26 protein-coding genes are annotated in these 22,435 nt (G+C 48.7%); 10 read left to right on the top strand and 16 right to left on the bottom strand.

The genetic code is table 11. The features are described from left to right. Nucleotides 1-182: 182 nt before the first annotated feature. From ING2E5A_RS02380 to prmC, 5 genes are all read right to left on the bottom strand, one after another. A complete protein-coding gene (locus tag ING2E5A_RS02380; RefSeq protein WP_071138150.1) occupies nt 183-602 on the bottom strand; it encodes an SRPBCC family protein in 420 nt (139 codons plus the stop codon). Beyond that, complete coding sequence (gene pyrE / locus ING2E5A_RS02375) at nt 599-1,249, bottom strand: orotate phosphoribosyltransferase (RefSeq protein ID WP_071136031.1); 651 nt, start codon at nt 1,247-1,249, stop codon at nt 599-601. The genes ING2E5A_RS02380 and pyrE overlap by 4 nt, the downstream gene beginning before the upstream one ends. A gap of 87 nt (nt 1,250-1,336) precedes the next feature. Continuing rightward, the gene (locus tag ING2E5A_RS02370; RefSeq protein WP_071138149.1) at nt 1,337-2,026 is read right to left on the bottom strand and encodes a ComF family protein; all 690 of its coding nucleotides are present in this window, start codon (nt 2,024-2,026) and stop codon (nt 1,337-1,339) included. 7 nt (nt 2,027-2,033) lie between these two features. Beyond that, on the bottom strand, nt 2,034-2,522 hold the full coding sequence (locus ING2E5A_RS02365; protein ID WP_071136030.1) for a regulatory protein RecX: 489 nt from the start codon (nt 2,520-2,522) through the stop codon (nt 2,034-2,036). Between the two features lie 4 nt (nt 2,523-2,526). Then, on the bottom strand, nt 2,527-3,366 hold the full coding sequence (gene prmC, locus ING2E5A_RS02360; RefSeq protein WP_071136029.1) for a peptide chain release factor N(5)-glutamine methyltransferase: 840 nt from the start codon (nt 3,364-3,366) through the stop codon (nt 2,527-2,529). A 35-nt stretch (nt 3,367-3,401) separates the two neighbouring features. On the opposite strand from prmC, the gene ribD reads away from it, so the two are divergent. From ribD to ING2E5A_RS02325, 7 genes are all read left to right on the top strand, one after another. Then, the gene (gene ribD / locus ING2E5A_RS02355) at nt 3,402-4,463 is read left to right on the top strand and encodes a bifunctional diaminohydroxyphosphoribosylaminopyrimidine deaminase/5-amino-6-(5-phosphoribosylamino)uracil reductase RibD (RefSeq protein ID WP_071136028.1); all 1,062 of its coding nucleotides are present in this window, start codon (nt 3,402-3,404) and stop codon (nt 4,461-4,463) included. Between the two features lie 132 nt (nt 4,464-4,595). Next, on the top strand, nt 4,596-5,903 hold the full coding sequence (locus tag ING2E5A_RS02350; RefSeq protein WP_071136027.1) for a DUF6242 domain-containing protein: 1,308 nt from the start codon (nt 4,596-4,598) through the stop codon (nt 5,901-5,903). Nucleotides 5,904-5,955: 52 nt separating this feature from the next. Beyond that, a complete protein-coding gene (gene porG / locus ING2E5A_RS02345) occupies nt 5,956-6,612 on the top strand; it encodes a type IX secretion system protein PorG (protein WP_231960423.1) in 657 nt (218 codons plus the stop codon). Nucleotides 6,613-6,635: 23 nt separating this feature from the next. Beyond that, the gene (locus ING2E5A_RS02340; protein WP_071136026.1) at nt 6,636-7,388 is read left to right on the top strand and encodes an isoprenyl transferase; all 753 of its coding nucleotides are present in this window, start codon (nt 6,636-6,638) and stop codon (nt 7,386-7,388) included. Between the two features lie 57 nt (nt 7,389-7,445). Next, entirely contained in the window at nt 7,446-10,142 is a 2,697-nt protein-coding gene (locus tag ING2E5A_RS02335) for a BamA/OMP85 family outer membrane protein (RefSeq protein WP_071136025.1), read from the top strand. An 83-nt stretch (nt 10,143-10,225) separates the two neighbouring features. Next, on the top strand, nt 10,226-10,738 hold the full coding sequence (locus tag ING2E5A_RS02330) for an OmpH family outer membrane protein (RefSeq protein WP_071136024.1): 513 nt from the start codon (nt 10,226-10,228) through the stop codon (nt 10,736-10,738). Nucleotides 10,739-10,841: 103 nt separating this feature from the next. After that, entirely contained in the window at nt 10,842-11,348 is a 507-nt protein-coding gene (locus ING2E5A_RS02325; RefSeq protein WP_071136023.1) for an OmpH family outer membrane protein, read from the top strand. A gap of 83 nt (nt 11,349-11,431) precedes the next feature. Here the strand turns inward: ING2E5A_RS02325 and ING2E5A_RS02320 are convergent, their stop codons facing one another. Continuing rightward, nucleotides 11,432-11,737 (bottom strand): sll1863 family stress response protein, encoded by a 306-nt coding sequence (locus tag ING2E5A_RS02320; RefSeq protein WP_071136022.1) that lies wholly within the window; start codon nt 11,735-11,737, stop codon nt 11,432-11,434. 121 nt (nt 11,738-11,858) lie between these two features. Here ING2E5A_RS02320 and ING2E5A_RS02315 point away from each other — a divergent pair, with 121 nt between their 5' ends. From ING2E5A_RS02315 to pgeF, 3 genes are read left to right on the top strand one after another with little or no spacing between them, the layout of a single operon-like run. Continuing rightward, a complete protein-coding gene (locus ING2E5A_RS02315) occupies nt 11,859-12,446 on the top strand; it encodes an adenylate kinase (protein ID WP_071136021.1) in 588 nt (195 codons plus the stop codon). Continuing rightward, on the top strand, nt 12,439-13,578 hold the full coding sequence (gene obgE, locus ING2E5A_RS02310) for a GTPase ObgE (RefSeq protein WP_071136020.1): 1,140 nt from the start codon (nt 12,439-12,441) through the stop codon (nt 13,576-13,578). Before ING2E5A_RS02315 ends, obgE begins: the two co-directional genes overlap by 8 nt. Before the next feature lie 3 nt (nt 13,579-13,581). Continuing rightward, nucleotides 13,582-14,394 (top strand): peptidoglycan editing factor PgeF, encoded by an 813-nt coding sequence (pgeF, locus tag ING2E5A_RS02305; protein ID WP_071136019.1) that lies wholly within the window; start codon nt 13,582-13,584, stop codon nt 14,392-14,394. Nucleotides 14,395-14,464: 70 nt separating this feature from the next. Here the strand turns inward: pgeF and ING2E5A_RS02300 are convergent, their stop codons facing one another. From ING2E5A_RS02300 to ING2E5A_RS02255, 10 genes are all read right to left on the bottom strand, one after another. Continuing rightward, on the bottom strand, nt 14,465-14,686 hold the full coding sequence (locus ING2E5A_RS02300) for a DUF2795 domain-containing protein (RefSeq protein WP_071136018.1): 222 nt from the start codon (nt 14,684-14,686) through the stop codon (nt 14,465-14,467). A gap of 57 nt (nt 14,687-14,743) precedes the next feature. After that, nucleotides 14,744-15,304: a cob(I)yrinic acid a,c-diamide adenosyltransferase gene (locus ING2E5A_RS02295; protein WP_071136017.1), complete on the bottom strand. Its 561-nt coding sequence runs from the start codon at nt 15,302-15,304 to the stop codon at nt 14,744-14,746. Nucleotides 15,305-15,339: 35 nt separating this feature from the next. Next, nucleotides 15,340-15,966 carry an O-methyltransferase gene (locus ING2E5A_RS02290; protein ID WP_071136016.1) on the bottom strand — a complete coding sequence of 209 codons (627 nt, stop codon included), beginning with the start codon at nt 15,964-15,966 and terminating at the stop codon, nt 15,340-15,342. Nucleotides 15,967-15,978: 12 nt separating this feature from the next. Next, a complete protein-coding gene (gene ispF / locus ING2E5A_RS02285; RefSeq protein WP_071136015.1) occupies nt 15,979-16,461 on the bottom strand; it encodes a 2-C-methyl-D-erythritol 2,4-cyclodiphosphate synthase in 483 nt (160 codons plus the stop codon). 33 nt (nt 16,462-16,494) lie between these two features. Beyond that, nucleotides 16,495-17,664, bottom strand: a complete 1,170-nt coding sequence (gene porV, locus ING2E5A_RS02280; protein ID WP_071136014.1) for a type IX secretion system outer membrane channel protein PorV — start codon at nt 17,662-17,664, stop codon at nt 16,495-16,497. A 59-nt stretch (nt 17,665-17,723) separates the two neighbouring features. Then, the gene (locus tag ING2E5A_RS02275) at nt 17,724-18,338 is read right to left on the bottom strand and encodes a fumarylacetoacetate hydrolase family protein (RefSeq protein ID WP_071136013.1); all 615 of its coding nucleotides are present in this window, start codon (nt 18,336-18,338) and stop codon (nt 17,724-17,726) included. A gap of 49 nt (nt 18,339-18,387) precedes the next feature. Further along, a complete protein-coding gene (locus tag ING2E5A_RS02270; RefSeq protein ID WP_071136012.1) occupies nt 18,388-19,029 on the bottom strand; it encodes a redox-sensing transcriptional repressor Rex in 642 nt (213 codons plus the stop codon). A gap of 131 nt (nt 19,030-19,160) precedes the next feature. Then, nucleotides 19,161-19,562 (bottom strand): putative quinol monooxygenase, encoded by a 402-nt coding sequence (locus tag ING2E5A_RS02265; RefSeq protein WP_083373144.1) that lies wholly within the window; start codon nt 19,560-19,562, stop codon nt 19,161-19,163. Nucleotides 19,563-19,588: 26 nt separating this feature from the next. Then, nucleotides 19,589-20,389, bottom strand: coding sequence for a DUF3108 domain-containing protein (locus ING2E5A_RS02260; protein WP_071138147.1), 801 nt, complete (start codon nt 20,387-20,389; stop codon nt 19,589-19,591). 23 nt (nt 20,390-20,412) lie between these two features. Further along, nucleotides 20,413-22,302, bottom strand: coding sequence for an Ig-like domain-containing protein (locus ING2E5A_RS02255; RefSeq protein ID WP_161941932.1), 1,890 nt, complete (start codon nt 22,300-22,302; stop codon nt 20,413-20,415). Between the last annotated feature and the right edge of the window lie 133 nt (nt 22,303-22,435).

Raw genomic sequence — 22,435 nt, 5'->3', positions numbered from 1 at the left:
AATAAGGATAAGCACCATCTCCACGAAAAAAGACGGTATTAATTTTATCGTAGACAATGGTTCATGGGTTATTGGATAAGAAAGACTTTATAGAATAAGTAAAAATCTTTTCACATCATGAGCTTTTTAACGTTCATGTATGGCAGATGCGGAATCGACAAAAAAACAATTTGGTTGTTTCGTCAGATTTTATCGTAAGGTAATTCCGCAATCATGTCGGCTATTTTCTCCAACCCTTCTTGCAGCGGTTTCGAAACCATACCCTTGATAAATGGGTTGAGATCGGCCCGAAGGGTAATCTTCATCCTGGTATCCTTTTCGGCCTTCTGCACCAACTGGATCCAGAGGAAAACCTCAAAGGGGAGGTTCTCGGATTTGAACTTGACCAGTTTGTTCGGCTCCCGGTCCACAATCCGGAACTTCACCTCGCCTACCGGATCGACCCGAAACGAGCAGGAGTCACTATCAAACGCAAAATCCCTGATCTTGTCGGCAGGGATCTGATCTTTTATCAATTCTATCTTGCTCAGATCAGAGAGCACGTGGAAGACAACCTCATCATTGTGAAAAATGGTCTTTACGTCGCTGGTAAATTCTGTCATCGGGTTGTCTTTTTTGTGGTTCCCCACGTTTCGGGATTCTTACGCCAATCCTGCAATGTCTTCACGTCAGATTCAGCGATATAATCGATCTTGAGCGCCTCATCCAGAATAGCATTGTAATTGGTCAGCGCAATCAGATCTACACGAGCCTCCTTCATGTTGGCTTCAGCAGCAGGAAAGCCATATGTGAAAACTGCCACCATGCCAAGTACATCCGATCCGCTCTGTCGAATCGCTTCAACTGCCTTCAGACTGCTTTGCCCTGTAGAGACAAGGTCTTCTATCACCACAACCTTTTGCCGCGGTTTCAGATCACCTTCAATCAGGTTCTCCAATCCGTGATCCTTAGGTGCCGAGCGAACATAGACAAACGGAAGTCCCAACGCATCGGCCACGATGGCTCCGGGAGCTATGGCTCCTGTTGCCACGCCGGCAATCGCTTCTACCTGCGGAAACTTTTCAAGGATTATCCGTGAAAACTCAACCTTGAGGAAGTTGCGTATGGGCGGATAAGACATCAGTTTCCGGTTATCGCAATAGATGGGCGACTTCCATCCCGAAGCCCAGGTAAAAGGGTTCGATGGCTGCAGCTTGACCGCTTTTATCTTGAGAAGCTTTTCGGCTGTTAATTTTTCTACAGTTTTCATATCTCCATAACTTAATGAACTGCAAAAATAGTCTTTTTAGAGCAAAAAACGGCACAATGTGCAGGGTGGATAGATAATTTTTTATTGTCACAACACTTCACCCAGTGTGGCGATGCTTATCCTTACTCCCGGACTTTTCAGCAGGGCATAGGCGCACGCCTCGATTGTCGACCCGGTAGTGATGATATCGTCAACCAGCAGGAGATGTTTTCCGGCATAGAGGGAGGGATCGAGCAGGTCGAAGATCCCTTTCACGTTCTCCCAGCGCTCCGTTTTTGTACGACGGGTTTGCGTGGGATTGGAGATGGAGCGTACCAGGTTTCCGGTGGATAGAGGAATCATGGTGGTTTCGGACAACCCCCGGGCAATCACTTCCGCCTGATTGAACCCCCTGAGCTTCTCTTTTGCGGGGTGCAGGGGTACAGGCACAATAAGATCGATGGAACGGATAAATTCACTTCCATACAGATCTCTGCCGAACAATCTCCCCAACAGGGTGCCTATCTCCCTCTTGCCATCATACTTGAGTTGATGGATAAGCGGTTGCAGCACACCTCCACTCGAATAGATGCAGAATGTTGCCACCCTCACAAACGGGAACCTCCCAGCTAAAAGTGTCTCGGCCTGATTACCGGGCTCCTTGTAGTTTTCTGTCCTGGGAAGTGCATGGAGACACTGCAGACAGACTCCCTCTTCGGAAGGTAACAACCGGGTATTGCAGAGTAGACAACAATCCGGAAAGAAGAGATCCGACAAGCAGTTCAAAAGGGTTATCATTATCCATTCACTCCTCCTCGATTTCACCTAGACACTCCAGGATCTCCGACATTGAAAATCCCCGGTTCAGCGCAAACCGGATGGCTTTGGTCCGCCTTTCATATCCGCTCTTTCCCTGCAATGATTGCAGTTTCTTTTCCAGGAGCGGTCTTAGCTGCCGGGTGACCGCCTCATCGGGAAGAGCGTCGAACGCCTCGTCGATGATCTCCTGCGGAACCTGTCGCTGCCTGAGAGCATAAACGATTTTGGCTCTCCCCCATTTGCCAAAACGAAGCTTGTCACTGATAAAGCTGCGGGCAAACCGGGCATCATCGATAAAGCGATGCTTCTCCAGCCGGGAGAGAATGGCGCGCACCACACCCTCGTCGAGCTGCATTCGTTGCAACTTCTGCCGGATATCAAAGGTAGCATACTCCCTCATCGAACAGAGCCTGGCCATACGTTGATAGGCCACCTCTTCCGAAACCGGTTTTCGCGCTCTGGTATTACTCTCCATCCTCTTACTCCCTGACAGCCCTAACCATCCGATCATTACCGGAAATATCCTTCAGCCGTTCGATACTCCGGAACCCTTTTTGTCGTAGCAAAACCTCCACCTGCTCCCCCTTTTCACGGTTAATCTCGAAGAAAAGGGAGCCTCCCCGCTTCAGGTTCAATCCGGCAACGTCGGCTATCTTACGGTAAAAGAGCAGCGGATCGTCGTCCGGAACAAAGAGGGCCAGATGGGGCTCGAACTTCAGCACATGCTCTTCCATATCCTCCTTTTCAGACGCTGTCACGTAAGGAGGGTTACTCACCACAATGTCGAATTTTACTTCCGGAACAGGATCCTGCAGCACATCCCTTTCCGAAAAAATGAGATGTACTCCATTCCTCTCCGCATTTTTTCGGGCCACCTCGAGTGCAGCCGACGAGACATCCCAGGCATGCACCTCGGCCATCGGCAACTTCTTCGCCAATGTGACGGCAATGCAACCGCTGCCTGTTCCGATGTCGAGAATCTTTACGGCCCCATCAATGGTGGTGTTGATGATCCATTGCACCAACTCCTCAGTTTCGGGGCGCGGAATCAGTACCGAAGAGTCGACCGAAAAGGTGAGACCGAAAAAATCGGTCTCGCCCAGTATATACTGGATGGGCTCGCCCTGCTTCAACCGTCCGGCAATTTCATGCACTTTGCGCACTGCCACATCGGATAAATGGTTAAATTTGCATGCCAGAATATCCGTCAGCGGGATCGAAAGCCCCCTTTCCAGTATCAGGCGGGTCAGGTAGCTGATCTCTCCTGGGGAGTAGCGGGTGCCCAGTTCATCATTTAGGTAGCTTTTTATATCTTGCATCGCGGGGACTGTTTCGTTAAACAAAGATAGAAAAAATGACGACAGACGAAAAATTTATGCACCGCTGCCTGCAGCTTGCCAAGAAAGGAGAAGGTTTTACCCGGCCCAACCCCATGGTCGGGGCGGTTATCGTGCATGACGGCAAGATTATCGGGGAGGGGTATCACCGCCAGTTTGCCGAAGCCCACGCCGAAGTGAATGCTGTCCGTTCCGTAAAGGACCCCTCACTGCTCTCTTCCTCCACCCTCTATGTTTCGTTGGAGCCATGCGCCCATCACGGGAAAACGCCGCCCTGTGCCGACCTGGTCATCGAGAAGGGAATCCCGAAAGTGGTTGTAGCTGTTCTGGATCCCAATCCAAAGGTGTCGGGGAAAGGTATCGAAAAGATGAGGCGAGCGGGAATAGAAGTTACGGTAGGCACCCTCGAGAAGGAGGCCGAGGATTTAAACCGGTTCTTTTTCGTGAATCAACTATATAACCGTCCCTATGTGATCCTTAAGTGGGCGCAAAGTGCCGATGGATTCATCGACCATAGCCGGTCGTCCGCGGAAGTGGCTCCAGCCCAGATCTCGAATGAGGTGACGCACTCCATCGTCCACAAGTTTCGCACCCGGGTGGAGGGCATCATGGTTGGCACCGACACCGCCATACTGGACAATCCGAAACTTACCGCCCGGAAATGGTACGGAGATAATCCGACAAGGATAGTGATCGACAGGGAGGGAAGGATTCCGTCAAATGCAGCCATCTTTAACGACGACGCAAAGGTTATCGTCTTCACCCGGGGAGATTATCGGGTAAAAAAGGAGAACGTGAAACCCATTATCATCGATTTCGAAGGAGACACCAACCGGCAGATCCTGCAACAGCTCTATACCGAAAGGATCCACTCGCTTCTGGTTGAGGGCGGAGCTCGCCTGTTGTCTACCTTTATCGAAAAGAATCTCTGGGACGAAGCCTTTATCGAGGTTGCCGCCAAGAGACTCCTCACTGGGGTGAAAGCTCCGTCAATCCCATTGGATAATGCAATCATAAACAGATATTTGGACTCCACTCAGCATCATTTAAAGAATAAAATAACTCAAAATTTTCTTTAAATATTTATTTTGCTATGGTTTAAGCGAAAAATCTTTCTACTTTTGCAGAACTTATACCAACTGTACAATATTTTTTTGAAACAAATGACATTAAAATATCTCCACAGAGCTGTCTTATTACTATTATGGGTCTTGGCATTCTCTTCCTGCCTCAATTCGTCGGAAAGTGAGTTCGAGTTTTCTCACGACGCCCAGATCTATTCGTTCAGCATGGAGTCCAAGAAAGACACCACCAAGGTACTTCCAGGTGTCAAGTTCACCATCGACCAGCTCAACAACCTGATATTCAACCAGGATTCACTTCCCTATCTTTTCGATGTCGACAGCATTTCACTGAAAGTTTCAGGGAAAACGTCATACTCCTTTTCCAAGATCGTTATCAACCTGCAGAACGGAGACAGCACATACCTTTGGAACGGAGAAGATTCCGTTGCCTTTAAACGGCTGGAGTCGATCGAAACAACCGCTGAAGACGGAATAACCACGAGGAAATACAGGATCAAGGTGAATATTCACCAACAGAATCCCAATCTCCTGAACTGGAGCAGGATCACGCAGAACCACCTGATCGGCCCGGTTGAGAGTCAGAAAAGTATTCTTCACGAAGGGAAATTCATCACCTATTACAAATCGGGGGATATGATCAAGGCTTCCACCTCCCCGTCAACAAACGGGAAAGAGTGGACTCCGGTTACCGTCTCGGGGTTACCGGCTACCATAAGGGTAAACACTCTCCTCTCCGCAACCAATGGCAACACCTCCACGATTTATGCCCTGGACGCCGACAGCACGGTCTACTCATCGACCGACGGGTTGATCTGGAACAGGATCAATTCCGGCTATCCGGTTGTCGCCATATACGGTATACTGCCATCACTGTCGGGCGAGATGGCAGTACTCACAGCCATAAACGACGAAGGCATACTGAAATTTGCCCTGACAAACGACTTTGTCTCCTTTAGCCTCAAAGAGGCCCTTCCTGCTGACGACACCTTCCCTGTGGCGGATTTCACTTCGACCAGCATGGAGAACCCTGCGGTCCATTCAGCCAAATATATTATTCTGGCCGGGGGGAAAGAGAAGAACAACATTGCAAACAATAAACTTTGGATCATTCAGGAGAAAGAGGGTAAAATCACACTGCTTTCTGAGACTTCAACCGTTCCTCTTCAGGTAAGCCAGCTGTTCGTTTACGACGCCAAGGTCTATCTGATGACCTACGAAACAGGCAAAAACCGGCTCTATTATTCTGAAAGATATGGATTGGACTGGATCTCGGCAGGAACCGAACAGGAACTGCCCGACACTTTTACAGGACGGATAGGTGCATCGGTAATTACCGATTCCAATAATTTCATCTGGATTTTCGGCGGAGAATCCGGGGCGCAGGTGCCCATTGCAGATGTCTGGAGGGGAAGACTCAACAAGTTGGCAAAGTAGAGTGGATCCGGCTATCAAACAGAAAAAATTGTGCTTTAGCCTCTTTCTGATTGTGGCCCTATTTTGCGTAAACGAAGCTAAACCGCAGGAATACAGACATGAAGCCGGCGGAACATTGGGGACATCCTTTTACCTGGGCGATGCCAACAGAACGAGGCTTTACCTTCATCCGGGATTTTCCGGGGGTATGATCTACCGGTACAACCTCAATTTTCACTGGGCAATAAAAGCCAATCTGGTTGCTGGTCAGGTATCGGGAAATAGCGCGGATGCCGCCAATGTTTTCCCGTTTGAACAGCAGCTCTCGTTTGTCAGGAGTTTTATCGACCTGGGGGGGCAACTTGAATTTAACTTTTTGCCTTTCAGCGACAAGTTCTCCTACAAAGGGGCTAAGCCATATACGCCCTATATTTTTACCGGTGCCGGGACAACCCTCGCTATGAGCGGCGAGCCGTTTTTTTATGCACATATACCGGTGGGTATCGGGTTCAAGTATAAGATACAGGAACGGCTGAATGTCGGACTCGAGTTTTCTTTCAGGAAACTGTTCGGAGATGATTTTGAGATGCCGGAAAACAGTGCCGGCAGAAGTCTGGATGCGCCATACGGCATAAAGAGCAGTATATTAAAAAACCAGGATGGGTATTCACTCACGATGGTCTTTCTGACCTGGGATTTTGAGATCAGAAAGGATCCGTGTTGTGAATGATCAATAGAGAATTAAGACGATATATGTCATTACTTGACAAGATTGATAAACATAATGTTCCCCGGCATGTAGCCATCATCATGGATGGCAACGGCAGATGGGCCAAATCCAGAGGGTTGGACAGAACCGAAGGCCATAAGCAGGGAGCCATATCGGTACGGAAAGTAGTGGAGGCTGCTACTAAAGCGAAAGTGGATTATCTCACCCTCTATGCATTTTCTACCGAGAATTGGCTCAGGCCGGAAGAGGAGATTCAGACGCTGATGGAGTTGATGGTGCATACTGTGGCCAACGAGACGGGAAACCTGATCAAAAACGGGATCCGCCTGCAATGTATCGGGGATATCCAACGATTGCCAGAGAAGACCCGGGATGCATTGAACCGCTGCATCGAACAGACCTCCACCGGGAAAAACCTCACTTTGGTGTTGGCCTTGAGCTATTCGTCGCGTTGGGAGCTGACCAATGCGGCTAGATCCATTGCGGCCGATGTCAAGGAGGGGCTCCTGGATCCAACCTCCATTACGGAGGAGACCGTCAACAGATACCTGGCCACCAGGGAGCTGCCCGAGCTCGATCTGCTGATCCGCACCGGGGGAGATATCCGCATCAGCAACTTCCTGTTGTGGCAGGCGGCCTACTCGGAGCTCTACTTTACCGACGTTTTCTGGCCGGATTTCGATGAGGAGAGCCTCTACAAGGCAATTCTCGATTTCCAGAAGAAAGAGCGGCGGTTTGGTAAGATCAGCGAGCAGCTGGAAAAGGAAAACTCATAAATTTCGATATACTAAACTGAAAACGGAACAGTTGAAGCGAAAGAAAAAAAAATTACAATGTTGAAGAAGACATTTCATCTAGTTATACTTTTTGTCCTGATTTCCCAGGTAAGGTCGTTCGGACAGATAAGCGGCAACGACACCATCAAGCCTGAGCCTGTTGAGGATGTTCCCGTGGTGAACTACACGGCAACACCCAAGAAATATATTATTGCCGACATCCAGGTCACCGGTATCGAAGGGACCATGTATGAATCTCAGCCTTTTGTGCTGGTCAGCTTTTCAGGACTGTCCAAGGGACAGGAGATCCAGATTCCCGGCGAGGAGATCACCAACGCAATTCAGCGGTTCTGGAAACAGGGACTCTTCTCCGACATAAAGATCCTGCAGACCAAAATTGTGGGCGACAGTACCTGGCTCGAGATCAGATTGACCGACAGGCCGCGTGTCTCCGATATCCGCTATATCGGAATGAAGAAGAGCGAACGTGAAGATATCGAAAAGAAGATCTCAATGGTAAAAGGGGTCCAGATTACTCCCAACCAGATTGACCGCGCAAAAATCATCATCGAGAAATATTTCGACGAGAAGGGATTTGGGGATGCGGTGGTCTCGATCGTCCAGCGTCCCGATGCCAGTGCCAAGAACCAGGTTATCCTTGATATCGAGGTAGACAAGAAAGAGAAGATCAAGGTCAACCGGATCAATATCGAGGGTAACGAGGCCATTTCAGACCGGACACTCAAATGGGCAATGAAGAAGACAAACGAGAAAGGGAACCTCAGACACCTTTTCCGGTCGAAGAAGTTTGTAGAGGATCTTTACAAGGAGGACAAGCAGAACATCATCAACAAATACCACGAGTTCGGATATCGCGATGCAGAGATTATCCGCGACTCCGTATACAAGCATGACGAGAAGACGGTAAATATCGACATCGAGGTGGTGGAAGGCCCGAAGTATTACGTGCGCTCAATCAACTGGGTGGGTAATACACAATACAACTCCAACGACCTGGGCCGGATGCTCAACATGAACCCCGGCGATGTCTATAACCAGAAAAAATTGCAGGAGAGGCTGATTTCTGATGAGGATGCAGCCATCAACCTGTATCAGAACAACGGCTACCTCTTCTCGAATATCGATCCGATCGAAATCAATATCGAAAACGACTCTGTCGACTTGGAACTTCGCGTTACCGAAGGTCCCAAGGCTACGATCAAGAAGGTGATCATCCAGGGGAACGACCGCCTCTACGAAGATGTTATCCGCAGGGAGTTGCGCACCAAACCGGGAGCCGTCTTCAGCAAAGAGGACCTGATCCGTTCGGTTCGTGAAATTGCCCAAACCGGACACTTCGATCCTGAAAACCTGCAACCGGGCGTCAATCCTAACCCGGAAGACGGGACGGTAGACCTCACCTACCCGTTGATCTCCAAAGGAAACGACCAGATTGAGTTCTCCGCGGGATGGGGTGTTACCGGACTTGTTGGAAAGCTGAGTCTGAAACTGAATAACTTCTCATTGAAAAACCTGATCAGTCAGGAAAACCGCAGGGGTATCATTCCCCAGGGCGAGGGACAAACGCTCATCCTGAGCGCGCAGACCAACGGACGTTACTATCAATCTTACCAGTTCTCCTTTATTGAGCCCTGGTTTGGAGGAAAACGCCCCAATAACTTCTCGTTAAGCGCCTTCTACTCGAGGTACACCGGACTCAACTCCGACTACTACACCCAGATGAATCCCTATATGTATGGAGGGTACGGCGGCTATCCCTATTACGGGGGGTACGGATATGGCGGATACCCCTATTACGGAGGGTATGGAGGGTATGGAGGATATGGCGGATATGGATACGGATATCAGGATATGATGGAGTATTCGTACGACCCCAACCAGGTATTTGAGATGATTGGAGCATCCTTCGGATACGGGAAACGTCTCGACTGGCCCGACGATTACTTCCAGATCATGGCCGAACTGGGATATCAGCGCTACAACCTCAAGAACTGGTCGTGGCAGCAGTTCCCTTTCCAGACCGGCTCGAGCAACAGCGTCAGCTTGGGTATAACACTACAGCGTAACTCTATCGACAACCCCATCTATACACGTATGGGATCGCAGTTCACGTTGAGTGTAAGCGCCACGCCTCCCTTCTCGCTCTTCAGCACCACCGACTACTCCAAGATAGCCTATTCAGATCCGAGCAAGTATACCTGGAACGAGTACCACAAATGGAAGCTTAAGATCAGGACCTACACCCCGCTCGCCCCGCTTACCGTGAAACGGACGCCGGTTATCGCAACCCGTACCGAGTTTGGGGTTTTGGGACACTATAACAAATATAAACAGACTCCGTTTGAAACGTTTGACGTGGGTGGTGACGGCATGAGCGGCTACTCCTCTTCGTTTGCAACTGAAAACATTGCACTTCGCGGTTACGACAACAACTCCATCGCACAGCAAGCGAGGGCCTATACCCGTCTGGGAATGGAACTCCGTTATCCGTTGATCCTCGAACCCAACTCAACCATATATGCCGTAGGGTTCCTGGAAGCAGGTAATGCGTGGTACACGCTGAAAGAGGTCAATCCTTTCGATCTGAAGCGTTCTGCCGGCGTGGGTGCACGTATCTTCCTCCCCATGATTGGATTGATGGGTATCGACTGGGCCTACGGTTTCGACCCGGTCAGGGGAAGCAGGACCAACAGCGGAAGCCAGTTCCACTTCATCATTGGACAGGAGTTCTGATTTAACAAAATTTATTTGTGTCAGTATAAACGAAATGCATTCTCTGTTGTCTTTATATTCATAGAACAAAAAAACCTACCCATATGAAAAGGAGATTATTTTTAGTTGGCCTCCTCTTGGCCCTGACCATTGGAACCTCTTATGCACAAAAGTATGCATTTATAGATATGGAGTATATTCTGGGAAAAATCCCGGCATACGAGGAGGGGAACAAGCAGCTCGAAACACTATCGAAACAGTGGCAGGAAGAGTTAGACCAGGCTGGCCGTGAAGTGGAGGCAATGTATAAGAAGTACCAGGCAGACCTGGTTTTCCTGGCAGGTGAGGAGAAGACAAAACGTGAAAATGAGATTGTAGCCAAGGAGAACGAAATCAACACATTGCGCAACAAATATTTCGGACAGCAGGGCGAACTGTTCAAAAGGCGTGAGGCGATCATGAAACCTATCCAGGATAGCATCTACAATGCAGTAAAGGAGATCGCCACGGCCAACTCCTACCAGGCAGTTGTGGACCGCGCTTCAGCCACGTCGGTCATCTTCGCATCGCCAGAGATCGATATCAGTGATCAAGTTTTGGCCCGTTTAGGATATTAATAACCATATAATTATTATCTTTGTCCCGCAAAAAAAGAGATGAGTTGGAGCGGGAAACCGATTCAGCCAAAAAAGGAACTTAATAAAATTCAATACATTAATCATGACGAAAAAATTAATCATTTTATTGTTCGCGATTGTCCCTATCGCTGCCTTTGCTCAGAACGTAAAATTGGCACACGTAAACACTTCCGAGCTTTTTAATCAAATGCCTGAAATTCCGGGAATCGAGACCCAATTGAACAACAAACAGGAAGAGATTTCCAAGAACGGACAAGCATTGGTTGATGAGTTCAATAAAAAAGCAGAAGAATTCCAGAAACTGGCACCCACCTCGTCCGAGACCGTAAAGGCCGATCAGCAAAAGCAGCTGGATCAGATTCAGGAAAGGTATCAGATGTTTGTACAGAACAGCCAACGGGAGATGGAGGAGCTGCGCCAGAAACTGCTTGCCCCTATCCAGCAGAAGATTGCCAACGCCATCAAGGCTGTCGGGGATGAGAAGGGATACACCTATATCTTTGACCTTGCGGCAGGAAACCTTGTCTATGTCAGCACAACCGCTGAAGACGCAACGCCCCTGGTTAAATCGAAACTGGGAATTAAGTAAAAGTTTCATCCAGATACAAAAAAAGCTCCCTGATCAGGGGGCTTTTTTTGTATTGTTCTGTCACTTCACCTTATCGAACCGGATCACTCTTGCTTTCTGAAAGCCTGTTTTACCCTTTCAAAATCCTCTTTCCAGGCCTCGCTAACCTTGGAAAAGAAGCTGATTGCGCTCTCTCTTACCACATCCCATCTACTCTCGGCAATATCGTCGAACGTTGTCAGTTTTTCCGCCAGCTCATCCCTCAGGCTCTTCAACTTTTCCAGCTGTTCTGCATACTCATCACGGGCTTCTTCGGCAATATTGCTTATGCCTTGCTTCATCTCGTCGATCTTCTCTTCCAGTTGATCCAATATCTCCTGCGCTCTCTGCCTGAATTCCTGTTTGATCATATCTTGCTTCTATTAGGTTATCTGACATTAAAACAGATATCGGCCTTATTAAGTTCAAAACGATAGATTTAAAGCAAAAAAACCTTATCTTTGTACCTTTGTACACAGAAGTAAATTATTTATGCTGAATATCGTAATTTTTGGTGCTCCCGGTTCAGGAAAAGGAACACAAAGTGATTTATTGATCAGTAAATATGGACTAAAACATGTATCCACAGGAGAAATCCTGCGATCTGAGATCAAGGCAGGCACAGAACTCGGCAAAACAGCAGACCGCTACATCTCGAAAGGTGAACTGGTGCCCGATGAAATTGTGATTGGAATGCTGGAGGAGGTCATCCTGAAAAACATGGACAAAAAAGGGTTCATCTTCGACGGTTTCCCCCGCACGCTTCCTCAAGGTGAGGCATTGGACAACATGCTGAAGAAAAACAGCATGGCAATCTCGTCGGTGCTGAGTCTGGAGGTAAGGGATGAAGAACTGACCGACCGCCTGTTGAAACGCGGGCAGCTTTCTGGTCGATCCGACGATAACGGTGAAACCATCGCATCTCGTCTACGCGTGTACCACCAGCAAACGGAGCCGTTGAAGGAGTATTATGCCAGACAGGGCAAACTGGTTGACATACCGGGTGAAGGAGCGATTGACGAAGTATTCAACTCGATAGTGGAGGTGATAGATAGCCTCACGGGAGGAGCAAATGGCTGAAACAAATTTTGTCGATTATGTAAAGATATTTTGCCGTTCGGGGAAGGGGGGACGAGGATCTACCCATTTCAGGCGGGAAAAATATATCCCTAAAGGGGGACCCGACGGTGGAAACGGTGGCGATGGGGGAGACATCATCCTGCGTGGCAACCGGAACTACTGGACACTGCTTCACCTGAAGTTTCAACGCCACATCTTCGCCGGACACGGCGAGAGCGGTTCAAGACGCAACAGTACAGGAAAGAACGGCGAGAGCAGGATCATCGAGGTGCCTTGCGGAACGGTAGCCTACGACGCCCACACTGGCGAATACCTTTGCGACATTACCGACGACGGACAGGAGGTGATCCTGCTCAAGGGCGGTCGCGGCGGATTGGGGAACACCAGCTTCAAGACATCTACCAACCAGGCTCCCCGCTATTCGCAACCGGGCGAACCTTACCAGGAGAGATGGGTGGTGCTTGAACTGAAATTGTTGGCCGATGTTGGATTGGTAGGTTTTCCCAACGCGGGGAAATCGACACTCCTCTCGGTGGTATCCGCAGCGAAACCGAAGATAGGCAACTATCCGTTCACCACCCTGGAACCCAATCTGGGAATTGTCAGCTACCGCGAAGGAAAGTCGTTCGTCATGGCCGATATCCCGGGAATCATTGAAGGGGCAAGTGAAGGGAAGGGGCTAGGACTACGTTTCCTGCGTCATATAGAAAGAAACTCGCTCTTGCTGTTCATGGTTCCTGCCGATGCAGACAACATCCACAAAGAGTACAATATCCTGCTGAGGGAACTCACCCAATATAATCCTGAACTTCTGGACAAGCGCCGTGTTCTGGCAATCACCAAGTCGGACATGCTGGACGACGAGCTGATGCATGAGATAGCTGCCGACTTGCCCCAGATTCCCCATCTCTTCATATCCTCAATCACCGGTTACGGCATCCCCGCATTGAAAGATATGCTCTGGAGGGAACTCAACTCGGAGGAGACCGTTCGCGTCGTCGCATCGAAAGAGTCGCTGATCCACAGGCCTCTTGACATACAATCGCTGGAGTTTGATCCGGAAGATGAGATTGCAGAGGATATTGACGACGATTACGATGAGGAGGAGAACTATTACGAGGAGGATTTTTAAGCCATGTTCCGCGACCCCAATTATTCCAATCTGCTTTTCTTCAGGATCCTTGCCGATGAACAACGGGTGCTCCATTTCTCCACCACGCGGACTGGTGGCGTGAGTCGCGGCAATTTCCGGTCGTTAAACCTGGGCAACTACTCCGACGACGATCCCCTCAATATATTCGAGAACCGGTCGATCGTCGCCCGGAAGTTCTACAAGGAGGCAAACGACCTGATCACGCCGCATCAGACACATGGCAACCGAGTACTGCTTATCGATGCCGCTTTTCTGGATCTTCCCAATGCAGAGAAACTGGAAAGGCTCTACGGCTATGATGCTTCAATTACACGCGAAAAAGGGTTTTTTCTCTGTGTCACCACGGCCGACTGCGTACCGTTGTTGCTGTTCGACCGGAAGAACGAGGCCATCGCCGCCATTCATGCGGGATGGCGAGGTACAGCGGGAAGAATTGTTGAACGCACGATAGCCGAGATGAAGAGAAACTTCGGAACCGAAGCAAGTGATCTGCTTGCCGCCATCGGTCCAGCCATCAGCATCGACAAGTTCGAGGTGGGCATGGAAGTGGAAGCGGCTTTCAGGGAGAACGGCTTTGAACTTACCTCATCTGTTGCCTACCGCCACAACATCTCCGGAAAGTTGCATCTCGACCTCAAGGAGATCAACCGCCAAGAACTTATCCGCCTGGGTGTTCCCCGGCAGCAGATCGAGAAGACACGTTACTGCACCTGCACCAACAGCCGGCTTTTCTTCTCGGCCCGTCGCCAGTCGCAGCACTCGGGACGGATGCTCACCGGTATTATGCTACGCTAACACCCCAAAATAAAGCAGCCGTCCGGAAAACCGGACGGCTGAAAATTCTGTTGCTGGAAGAGATTAGAGGTTAATACTCATCTTCATTGAAAAAGAAATCCTCTTTGCTGGGATAATCGAGCCAAATGTCCTCGATGGTCTCGAAGACTTCCGTATCATCCTCAATCTCCTGTAAGTTCTCAATCACTTCGAGTGGAGCACCGGAACGTTGAGCAAAATCGATAAGCTCATCCTTTGTTGCCGGCCAGGGAGCATCTTCCAGTTTTGAAGCTAATTCGAGTGTCCAATACATAATTATCTCCTTAGGGTTAGTTGTTTCATAAATATAGCGCAAAAATATACAAAAAAATCAGATATTCTCCTGTTCCCAATTTATTTCTTTTCCGCTCTTATTGCTTTCTGATCGAGCCAGTACGAAAAAGTAGTCTGACAGCCGGTTAAGGAAGATCAGAACAAAATCGGCAATCGGAAATTCTTCCGCAACACGGTAAACATTTCTCTCCGCTCTACGGGAAACGGTACGACAGATGTGTGCCCGTGCCGCAGATTCGTTTCCTCCGGGAAGGATAAAACGGTTCAACCTGGGCAAGCTACTGTCTATACGGTCAATCTCCCGTTCAACACGTTCAATATCCCTCTCGGTAATGATGCTGGCCGCTTTGGGCTGGATCTGCTCGGTCTCGGTTGCCAGATATGAGCCTACCGTAAAAAGCTTGTGCTGTAGAAACAAAAGAAACCGGCCACTCTCCTCGTCCTCGACGGCGCAGTTCAACCAACCGACAAAACTGTTCAGTTCGTCTATCGTTCCGTAGGCTTCCAGCCGTATATGGCTCTTAGATACCCTTGTACCTCCCACCAACGATGTCTTTCCCTTGTCTCCCGTTTTAGTATATAGTGAACTTCTTTTCATTTTATCATGATATGGGACATTCCATCCAACACCTCTCAAAGCATATAGTTTGCCTTGTGATGCGATTTATCCAGAATGACAATACCAATACCGTTCAGGTCGAAAGTGATCCGGGCTCTTTCGTCGGCTGTGATTGCAGCCCAGAACCGTTTGCCGCTGCAGGTCTTGATGCCGGAGATAACCCAGAAAGTGTTCCCTGAACTCATCTCTAGCAGGTTCTCCATATCGATGGGGAAACTGTCCAGATAGACAAATATGGCGTCGTACGATTCGGAAATGTCAATCTCGTCGATAAAAGTGACCCGATTGCTGAAAGTTGTATGCAAATTCCTTGCCAACAACACATTTTTTCCATCCGGATCGAAACAATGACAGACTGCATCTTTCGAAGCTGCGCTTATGTAGAGAGTATTTACCCCCTGCCCCGTCTCCAGTTCGAGGATTTTACCCGGCTTGAAATAGCCGACAAGCCTGTATGAAAGATGGTTCAGTTTCTTGTTTCCGGGTTCAATATTATTTTCGCGCAAAATCTCTTCGATATCCGAAAAAGCAGTATACCCATGCTCCTCCTTGATAACACGGGTAATCAATTCATACGCAAAAGGCGAATGGATACCATATCCTTTTGCCTGTTTTTTTCGTTTAAGCCAATCTAAAAGCAAAACTTTGAATAATTAAAATTTATAAATCAATGCTACCGCATATGCCGTTATGCCTTCCTGCCGGCCCACAAATCCCATCTTCTCCGAAGTAGTGGCCTTGATGGAGATCGAGTCAATATTGACACCCATAACTTCACTCAACTTCTGCTGCATTTGGGGGATATGCGGGTTCATTTTGGGTACCTCGGCACAGATGGTCGCATCTACGTTACCAATCTCAAAACCTTTCTTGCGCAACAGTGCTACGGTTCGCTCCAGCAGAACTTTGCTGTCGACTCCGCTGAACTCCTCCGAGGTATCCGGAAAGTGAAACCCGATATCCCTCAGATTGGCCGCTCCGAGCAAAGCGTCGCAAATAGTGTGAATCAATACATCTGCATCGGAATGGCCCTGCAGACCTTTCTCAAAGTCCAGCTTTATTCCACCCATCCACAACTCCCGGCCTTCGGTCAGGCGATGCATATCGTATCCAAAACCTATACGAAAATTCGTCATAAAATATTATATAGAGCCAGATATATCAGCGCATTATTTCAATAATTTCCTGACTCCTTCCAAATCGACACCCAGCGAAAGGCGCAAGGTCTGATCCAACGGGTTGGATTGGGCAGTTGAAACCAGGTATGCCGCATCAATCTGAAAGGATTCCATCCTGAATCCGGCACCGAAAGCGACGTAACGGCGGTTTCCCTTATATTCGCTTTCGTGATAATATCCCGTCCGTAGCGAAAAACGGTTATTGTTGGTGTACTCAACACCAACCGACCACATCACCTCCTGCATCTCCTCCCTGAATCCACCGGGAGCATCGCCAAACGATTTGAAGATCCCGGAAACCGGGGAGATCTCTGAATACTCCTGTACTCTTCTTGCCTGCTCTTCGCCGGTCTCTCCTTCTACAGGCAGCTTTGGCGTAGGGACGAGCAACTTGTTGATATCGGCACTGAACGAGATGGTGTTCTTGTTGTCCACGGGTAAGCCCAACGAAGCGCCCAGCCTCAGATTTGCAGGCAAAAACATCGATGTGTTGCCACCGTCGTAAGAGATCTTTGTCCCTATGTTCGAGAGATTAAAACCAAATCCCAGCAATGCTTCGGCGCGTCCAAGATAGAGATAGGACTCATTGTAGCCTGATATATCCGCAGAGAATGCGTTACCTGGCGTCGTGTCGTCATCTCCCGTGGAGTAGTCCGCGCGGATATAGCGCAAAGTGACAGCTCCCGAGAAAGTCTCGGACAATCTTCTCGAATAGGCCACATCCATCGCGTATTCGTGTGGCGAAACCGCCATCACGAAATCTGTATTCTGGTCGAACACCTCCACATCTCCCAGCGAGAAGTAACGAAACGAAGCGCTGATCGCATTCAGGTTGTCGTTACCAAACTTCCAGAACCCTGAAAGGTAGACCAGGTCGATATCGTTGACCAGTCTGCTTAGCCAGGGAGTATAAGCGACCGAAAACCCGCTTGTGCCGGAAATAAACGGATACTTGGCTGCATTCCAATATTGTGAATAGAGATCGGGCATGGTGGCTGCGCCAATATCACCCATACCTCCCCCCCGCGCATCAGGTGCAATCTGAAGAGACGGCACTGCCACAGGAATCGGGTTATGCTGCTGGGCAAAAGCAGTGCCCGAGAAAAGCACGGATGCGCCAACAAGACAGATGGCAGTGAAGAAGCCGGATTTCGATCGCATATGCTGTATATTTTGTTTTATTCTCAAACAATTATAGTCTCTTTTTATTGTTTCGGAGTTTATTTAATCCGAAAATCTAGCAGCTTGTTCCCTTCAATATAACCCTCCAGGCGATCGTTAATCGATACGCCCCCTATTCCTGCCGGAGTCCCGGTAAAAATCAGGTCTCCTATCTTTAATGTGAAAAAACGGCTGATATAGGCAATAATCTTGTCGAACGAGTAGATCAGGTCGCGACTGTTCCCCTGCTGGACTGTTGCACCGTTGATATCGAGACGAAAATTTATATTGTTGATATCCGGCAAAACTGTCTTAGGAATGAAATCACCAATCGGTGCAGCATTATCGAAACTCTTGGCAATCTCCCAGGGCAACCCCTTCTCCTTCAGTTTCCGCTGCAGATCGCGTGCGGTAAAATCGATACCTACGGTAATCTCATCGTAGTAACGGTGAGCAAACTTTTCGGCAATATTTTTACCCAACCTGCTTATTTTCAGCACCAGTTCAGTTTCATAGTGGATCTCGTCGGAGAAATCGGGCAGAAAAAAAGGATTGCCGTTACGGAGCAGTGCCGTATCGGGTTTCATGAAGATAACCGGTTCACTGGCCTCGAAGGTCCGTCTCATCTCCCGGTTGTGAGAATCGTAATTTAAGCCGACAGCAAATATTTTCATCTCTTTTTCGAACAGGGACTTGCGTCATGTTCATTCAACCGCTCCTGCGCTACTCTTCCTTTACAAGCCTGTTGAACATCACTGCCAGATGTGCATAAAGCGAAGTGTTCTGCAAGACAATATGTTCGGGAACCCGTATCCTGAAAGGGGTAAAGTTCCAAATCGCCTCTATCCCCCCCTCAATCATAAAGTCGGCAACCTCCTGGGCAATGTCGGGAGGCACAGTCAGAACACCAATCTGGGCTTCAATTTTCTTGTTTCTCAAAACAAATTCGTCTGAATGGAACACGGGAATGTTGTTGATCTTCTGTCCGACGATCGATGCATCCACATCAAAACCGGCACGGATCTTCAGACCATACTGTTCAAGCCCCGAGTCGGAAAGCAAGGCTGCACCCAGACTCCCCACACCGAAAAGAACGGCTGTATGCATCCGTTTGAATCCCAGAAAATCATCCAACACCTCTATCAATCTGTCAATATCATACCCCACCCGGGTTTTCCCGCTGACATTCACATAGGAAAGATCTTTCGCAATCTGTGTAGCGGAAACGTTGATCTTTTTTGCAATCTGCGTGGAAGAGACTTTACTGTAGCCTTGTTTCTTTAGCAACTTAACGTAAGACAAATACCACGGCAGCCTTCGCAAAGCCGGCTCAGGGATTCTCGAATGATAGTTGTCACGATTCATTAACAGATCCGTTTTGATTTGCAAAGATAGCTGTTTTTTAGTAATTAGGTTTATTTCAATGGATAAAATAAGGAACAAAATCTTTAATAGAACAAAAAAAGCTTGAAGGAGGAGCTGAAGAGAGCACCCGGTCAGGGAGCATTTTCCCCTTCAAAGTTCAGCGGATAGACCTTGATGATCTTTTGGCTTTTGATCAGCGGTTTCAGTTTTTTCAGGACAATCTCCTTGTAATAGGGAGCATTGGTATGTACCTTATAGGCATCCCCGCTTTCGTAACTTTCGTAAAGAAATACCTGAGCGGGATTTTCCTCGCTCAACAGGACATCATAGACCAGACAACCATCCTCGTTCTCCAGCGTCTGCGTCTGGATTTCCGACAACAGATCGATCGCCTCGTCCAGTGTTGCCTCATTCAGTAAAAACTCAACCAGAATCACATAAGGATCGCCGGCATCCCGCGCCTGTGACGGGCGGGGAAAAACAGAGAAAAGCACAAGAGAGAGTGCTGCTAAAACAAATAGTCTCTTTTTCATAGGTTCCCAAATTTATAATCGATGAATCAGTTACGTTGACCGGTAACACTTTTCAGTACAGCACGGATTGCTCCTATTTTCAGATGCGTATTGATGATCACGGGTATCCGGTTTGAGTCGTCGGTCAATGACGCACTGATCGCCTCTTTTTTGTTTTTGAACGCTTTGTCGTAGATGGTCAGCACGATCTGGACCGTGTTGTAGGTCTGTCCGTCATTGGCCTTGATCTTTGCAGTACCGTTGTAGTTTACGGTCATGTTCACGATCTCCCTTCCCGAAAGAAAGTGAATCTCCTTGCTGTCACCCGGCTTCATATCGGAGTAGTCCAGGTTCCGGATCAATGCCAGAACCGACAGGTAGTCGTATGTGCAGTCGTTGGTGGTAAGGGTCTCCTCAAATTTCTTCTTCCCGTTGAAGATGCGGCTGGTCCTCACCTTTACACCCTCTTCCGCATAGTTGAAAGATTGCACTTCGATAGAGTAGTCCTTTCCCTCAAAAGCACGCTTCGAAAAAAGAAGCGGCCTCATATCCATATCAACATAAGAGACAAGTGTATCGTTGACCGTATAGACACCACCAGCCAAACCACTGGTATTCAACAGCATCCGCATATTAAAGACACTGCTTCCCTTGTAATTGACCAGGTCGGTGGTAAGTGAGCCCGCGCCGGCTCTGGCTCTCACTATGCCATAGTTAAAATAGAGATCGTAGGTGATCTGCTCTCCGTCCTTGAATGCGTTGTTGACCAACTTGCATTGGGCCGCTGCTCTCTGGGCAGGGAGCAGAATCAAGCCGATGAGAAGAAACAATAGGATTTTCCTGTTCATTTTCATCTATTTGGATTAATTAGCTATAGGGATGGGACTCCCCGTCTTGGGGTAGGAGTAGTCACTCCACTTCCACCACCGGAACCTCCGGAGAATGGCGAACTGCCGCGTTGATTCTGTTGTTGCTGTCGCTCCTCATTCAGGCTCCGGCGCCTCCTCTCCTCCGGTTTATTCTTGGTGATATCGAGCGGTTTTTGCTTGTCCAGCGGCAATTCAGTCACGTTCCACGACTCTTCGTGGTCGGTATAGGCCCTGATCTCGTATGCAGCCGGGTAGTAATAGACCATTTCGGGTTGTCTTCCCTGTTCATAATCGCCTGTTGTCCATTCCCCATCCTCGTTATCGTCTATAAAAAGGCGGATATAGAGCACTCCCGGGTTTATGTCGAAAATCAGCGCTTCGCTATTTTTGACGCGCACTTTCCTAAAAGGTTTATCCGACTTGTCGAGCAGTTCCACATAAGCCGGTTTCCCTTCCGGCAGACCAGACAGATGAATCATCAGGTTGCCGTACTGATCCAGCGTCTTTACGGTAAACACCTGCTCCACCTTATTGTTCCAAAGGCCATAGATGCTGTGAATGGCAGCCGAGTCGATAGCCAGCGAATATTTCCCCCCAGGTTCCCACTTGTGCCGGAGCGAATACTTCCTGGGATTGAGCGTATCTCCGGTCACCGTGAATGGGATGGGCGAAGAGACCGAATCAACCACCTGCATCAGCCGTACTTTTGATGAATCGAAATCTATCACGGGCTGCTCAAATTCGAGTTGAACCGGCAGATAGATCTCGTGCGCTGAACGGATATTGTGGTTGATCGCCAGGAAACGCACCTCCACTTTCTCTTTTTTCTCTTTCTCTTCCTTCTCCTTGCGGCTCTGTTTCGGTTCACGGAAGGTAAAAGACAGTGTATCGGTCTGTACCTGGTCGAGGTTCAGCGAATCGGTCTTCAGGTAATCCATCTTCAACGTAATGGTATCCTGACGCAAAACGAGCGAGTCGACAATCCAGAGCATCAGGGTATCATTTCCCTTGCTCTTCTCCATCACATACCAGTCACTCCTCTCAGGCAGAGGGCTCAGGAGTTCGAAAACGGGCTCGCTGGTTGGAGCGGCAAAGTAGACGATTAACTTCTCCCGCTGGTTCCGTTCGCTTTTTTGTAAGTACTTTCGCTGAAAGTCCGATGTAAATGAGCGCAACAAAAGATCGTCGGGAAGGAATCGGGTATAGTTCACCGTTATGATGGAATCGATGGTCAGGCTGTCCTTGAACACGGTATCCTGTCTCACTGCAGGCATTGACGAGGGCACCACGATGGAGTCGAGAAACGCGATCGCCTCCTGCGGATTGTCGTACTTGTAATCCCTGTTCTTATCGTCAAGGGCAAATATCTTATACCTCCCTGGCGCTAGCCCCCTCACGGTGAACCTTCCGCGCGAGTCGGTCCTGGATATCCTCTCAAAAGGGGTCTTTACAAAAGCGGTATCGTCGAAGTTGGTGTGCATTCCCACATAGATCCCCTGGGCAGGTTCAAGGTTTTCTGCCGACAACACTTTCCCTGAAACGGCCAACGTATCGAGCTGATCGCCTGTAGAGAAGGAGAGTGAGAAATTTTCGAGCGGATTGCCTTCGTTGTTGTCGACGATCGCATCGGTGAAATCGATGGTGTAGGTAGTGTTGGGCAGCAGTTCGTCGTTGAACTCCACTACCGCCTTCTTTCCTACCGCCTTGATTACCGGCATATTGATCTGTGGGGGGGTGATGATCACCTTTTCGGTCGGCTTCTCCACCTTTATGTTCTCGTCAAACTCAATCTCTACGATGTTTCGGCTTACGTTCAGCGCATTGTTCTTCGGATTGGAGCGGATGAGCCTCGGAGGTGTCTCGTCATACAGTCCGCCCGTGGGAGAAGCCATATTTGCGCATGAGTTCAACAGGAAAAGTGTTCCCGCAAGATAAGAAAGTACGGATAGATGTTTCAACAACCTTATCATTATTCCCTTACAACCGTTAGCTTAATTGGCGCAAAAATACAACGAATTAAGTAGT

The sequence above is a fragment of the Petrimonas mucosa genome, from assembly GCF_900095795.1.
Taxonomy (GTDB): domain Bacteria; phylum Bacteroidota; class Bacteroidia; order Bacteroidales; family Dysgonomonadaceae; genus Petrimonas; species Petrimonas mucosa.
This window is presented reverse-complemented; position numbering and strand designations above follow the sequence as displayed.

Bases quoted from the DNA above. Each gene is read 5' to 3' on its own strand.
- ispF (WP_071136015.1), bottom strand. From the start codon at position 16,461: ATGACGAATTTTCGTATAGGTTTTGGATACGATATGCATCGCCTGACC.
- ribD (WP_071136028.1), top strand. From the start codon at position 3,402: ATGACGACAGACGAAAAATTTATGCACCGCTGCCTGCAGCTTGCCAAG.
- ING2E5A_RS02275 (WP_071136013.1), bottom strand. From the start codon at position 18,338: ATGAAAATATTTGCTGTCGGCTTAAATTACGATTCTCACAACCGGGAG.
- ING2E5A_RS02295 (WP_071136017.1), bottom strand. From the start codon at position 15,304: ATGAAAAGAAGTTCACTATATACTAAAACGGGAGACAAGGGAAAGACA.
- ING2E5A_RS02380 (WP_071138150.1), bottom strand. From the start codon at position 602: ATGACAGAATTTACCAGCGACGTAAAGACCATTTTTCACAATGATGAG.
- ING2E5A_RS02370 (WP_071138149.1), bottom strand. From the start codon at position 2,026: ATGATAACCCTTTTGAACTGCTTGTCGGATCTCTTCTTTCCGGATTGT.
- ING2E5A_RS02270 (WP_071136012.1), bottom strand. From the start codon at position 19,029: ATGAATCGTGACAACTATCATTCGAGAATCCCTGAGCCGGCTTTGCGA.
- ING2E5A_RS02335 (WP_071136025.1), top strand. From the start codon at position 7,446: ATGTTGAAGAAGACATTTCATCTAGTTATACTTTTTGTCCTGATTTCC.
- ING2E5A_RS02320 (WP_071136022.1), bottom strand. From the start codon at position 11,737: ATGATCAAACAGGAATTCAGGCAGAGAGCGCAGGAGATATTGGATCAA.
- ING2E5A_RS02300 (WP_071136018.1), bottom strand. From the start codon at position 14,686: ATGTATTGGACACTCGAATTAGCTTCAAAACTGGAAGATGCTCCCTGG.
- ING2E5A_RS02325 (WP_071136023.1), top strand. From the start codon at position 10,842: ATGACGAAAAAATTAATCATTTTATTGTTCGCGATTGTCCCTATCGCT.
- ING2E5A_RS02315 (WP_071136021.1), top strand. From the start codon at position 11,859: ATGCTGAATATCGTAATTTTTGGTGCTCCCGGTTCAGGAAAAGGAACA.
- pyrE (WP_071136031.1), bottom strand. From the start codon at position 1,249: ATGAAAACTGTAGAAAAATTAACAGCCGAAAAGCTTCTCAAGATAAAA.
- ING2E5A_RS02330 (WP_071136024.1), top strand. From the start codon at position 10,226: ATGAAAAGGAGATTATTTTTAGTTGGCCTCCTCTTGGCCCTGACCATT.
- ING2E5A_RS02255 (WP_161941932.1), bottom strand. From the start codon at position 22,302: ATGGCTTCTCCCACGGGCGGACTGTATGACGAGACACCTCCGAGGCTC.
- ING2E5A_RS02365 (WP_071136030.1), bottom strand. From the start codon at position 2,522: ATGGAGAGTAATACCAGAGCGCGAAAACCGGTTTCGGAAGAGGTGGCC.
- ING2E5A_RS02265 (WP_083373144.1), bottom strand. From the start codon at position 19,562: ATGAAAAAGAGACTATTTGTTTTAGCAGCACTCTCTCTTGTGCTTTTC.
- porV (WP_071136014.1), bottom strand. From the start codon at position 17,664: ATGCGATCGAAATCCGGCTTCTTCACTGCCATCTGTCTTGTTGGCGCA.
- pgeF (WP_071136019.1), top strand. From the start codon at position 13,582: ATGTTCCGCGACCCCAATTATTCCAATCTGCTTTTCTTCAGGATCCTT.
- obgE (WP_071136020.1), top strand. From the start codon at position 12,439: ATGGCTGAAACAAATTTTGTCGATTATGTAAAGATATTTTGCCGTTCG.
- ING2E5A_RS02340 (WP_071136026.1), top strand. From the start codon at position 6,636: ATGTCATTACTTGACAAGATTGATAAACATAATGTTCCCCGGCATGTA.
- ING2E5A_RS02260 (WP_071138147.1), bottom strand. From the start codon at position 20,389: ATGAACAGGAAAATCCTATTGTTTCTTCTCATCGGCTTGATTCTGCTC.
- prmC (WP_071136029.1), bottom strand. From the start codon at position 3,366: ATGCAAGATATAAAAAGCTACCTAAATGATGAACTGGGCACCCGCTAC.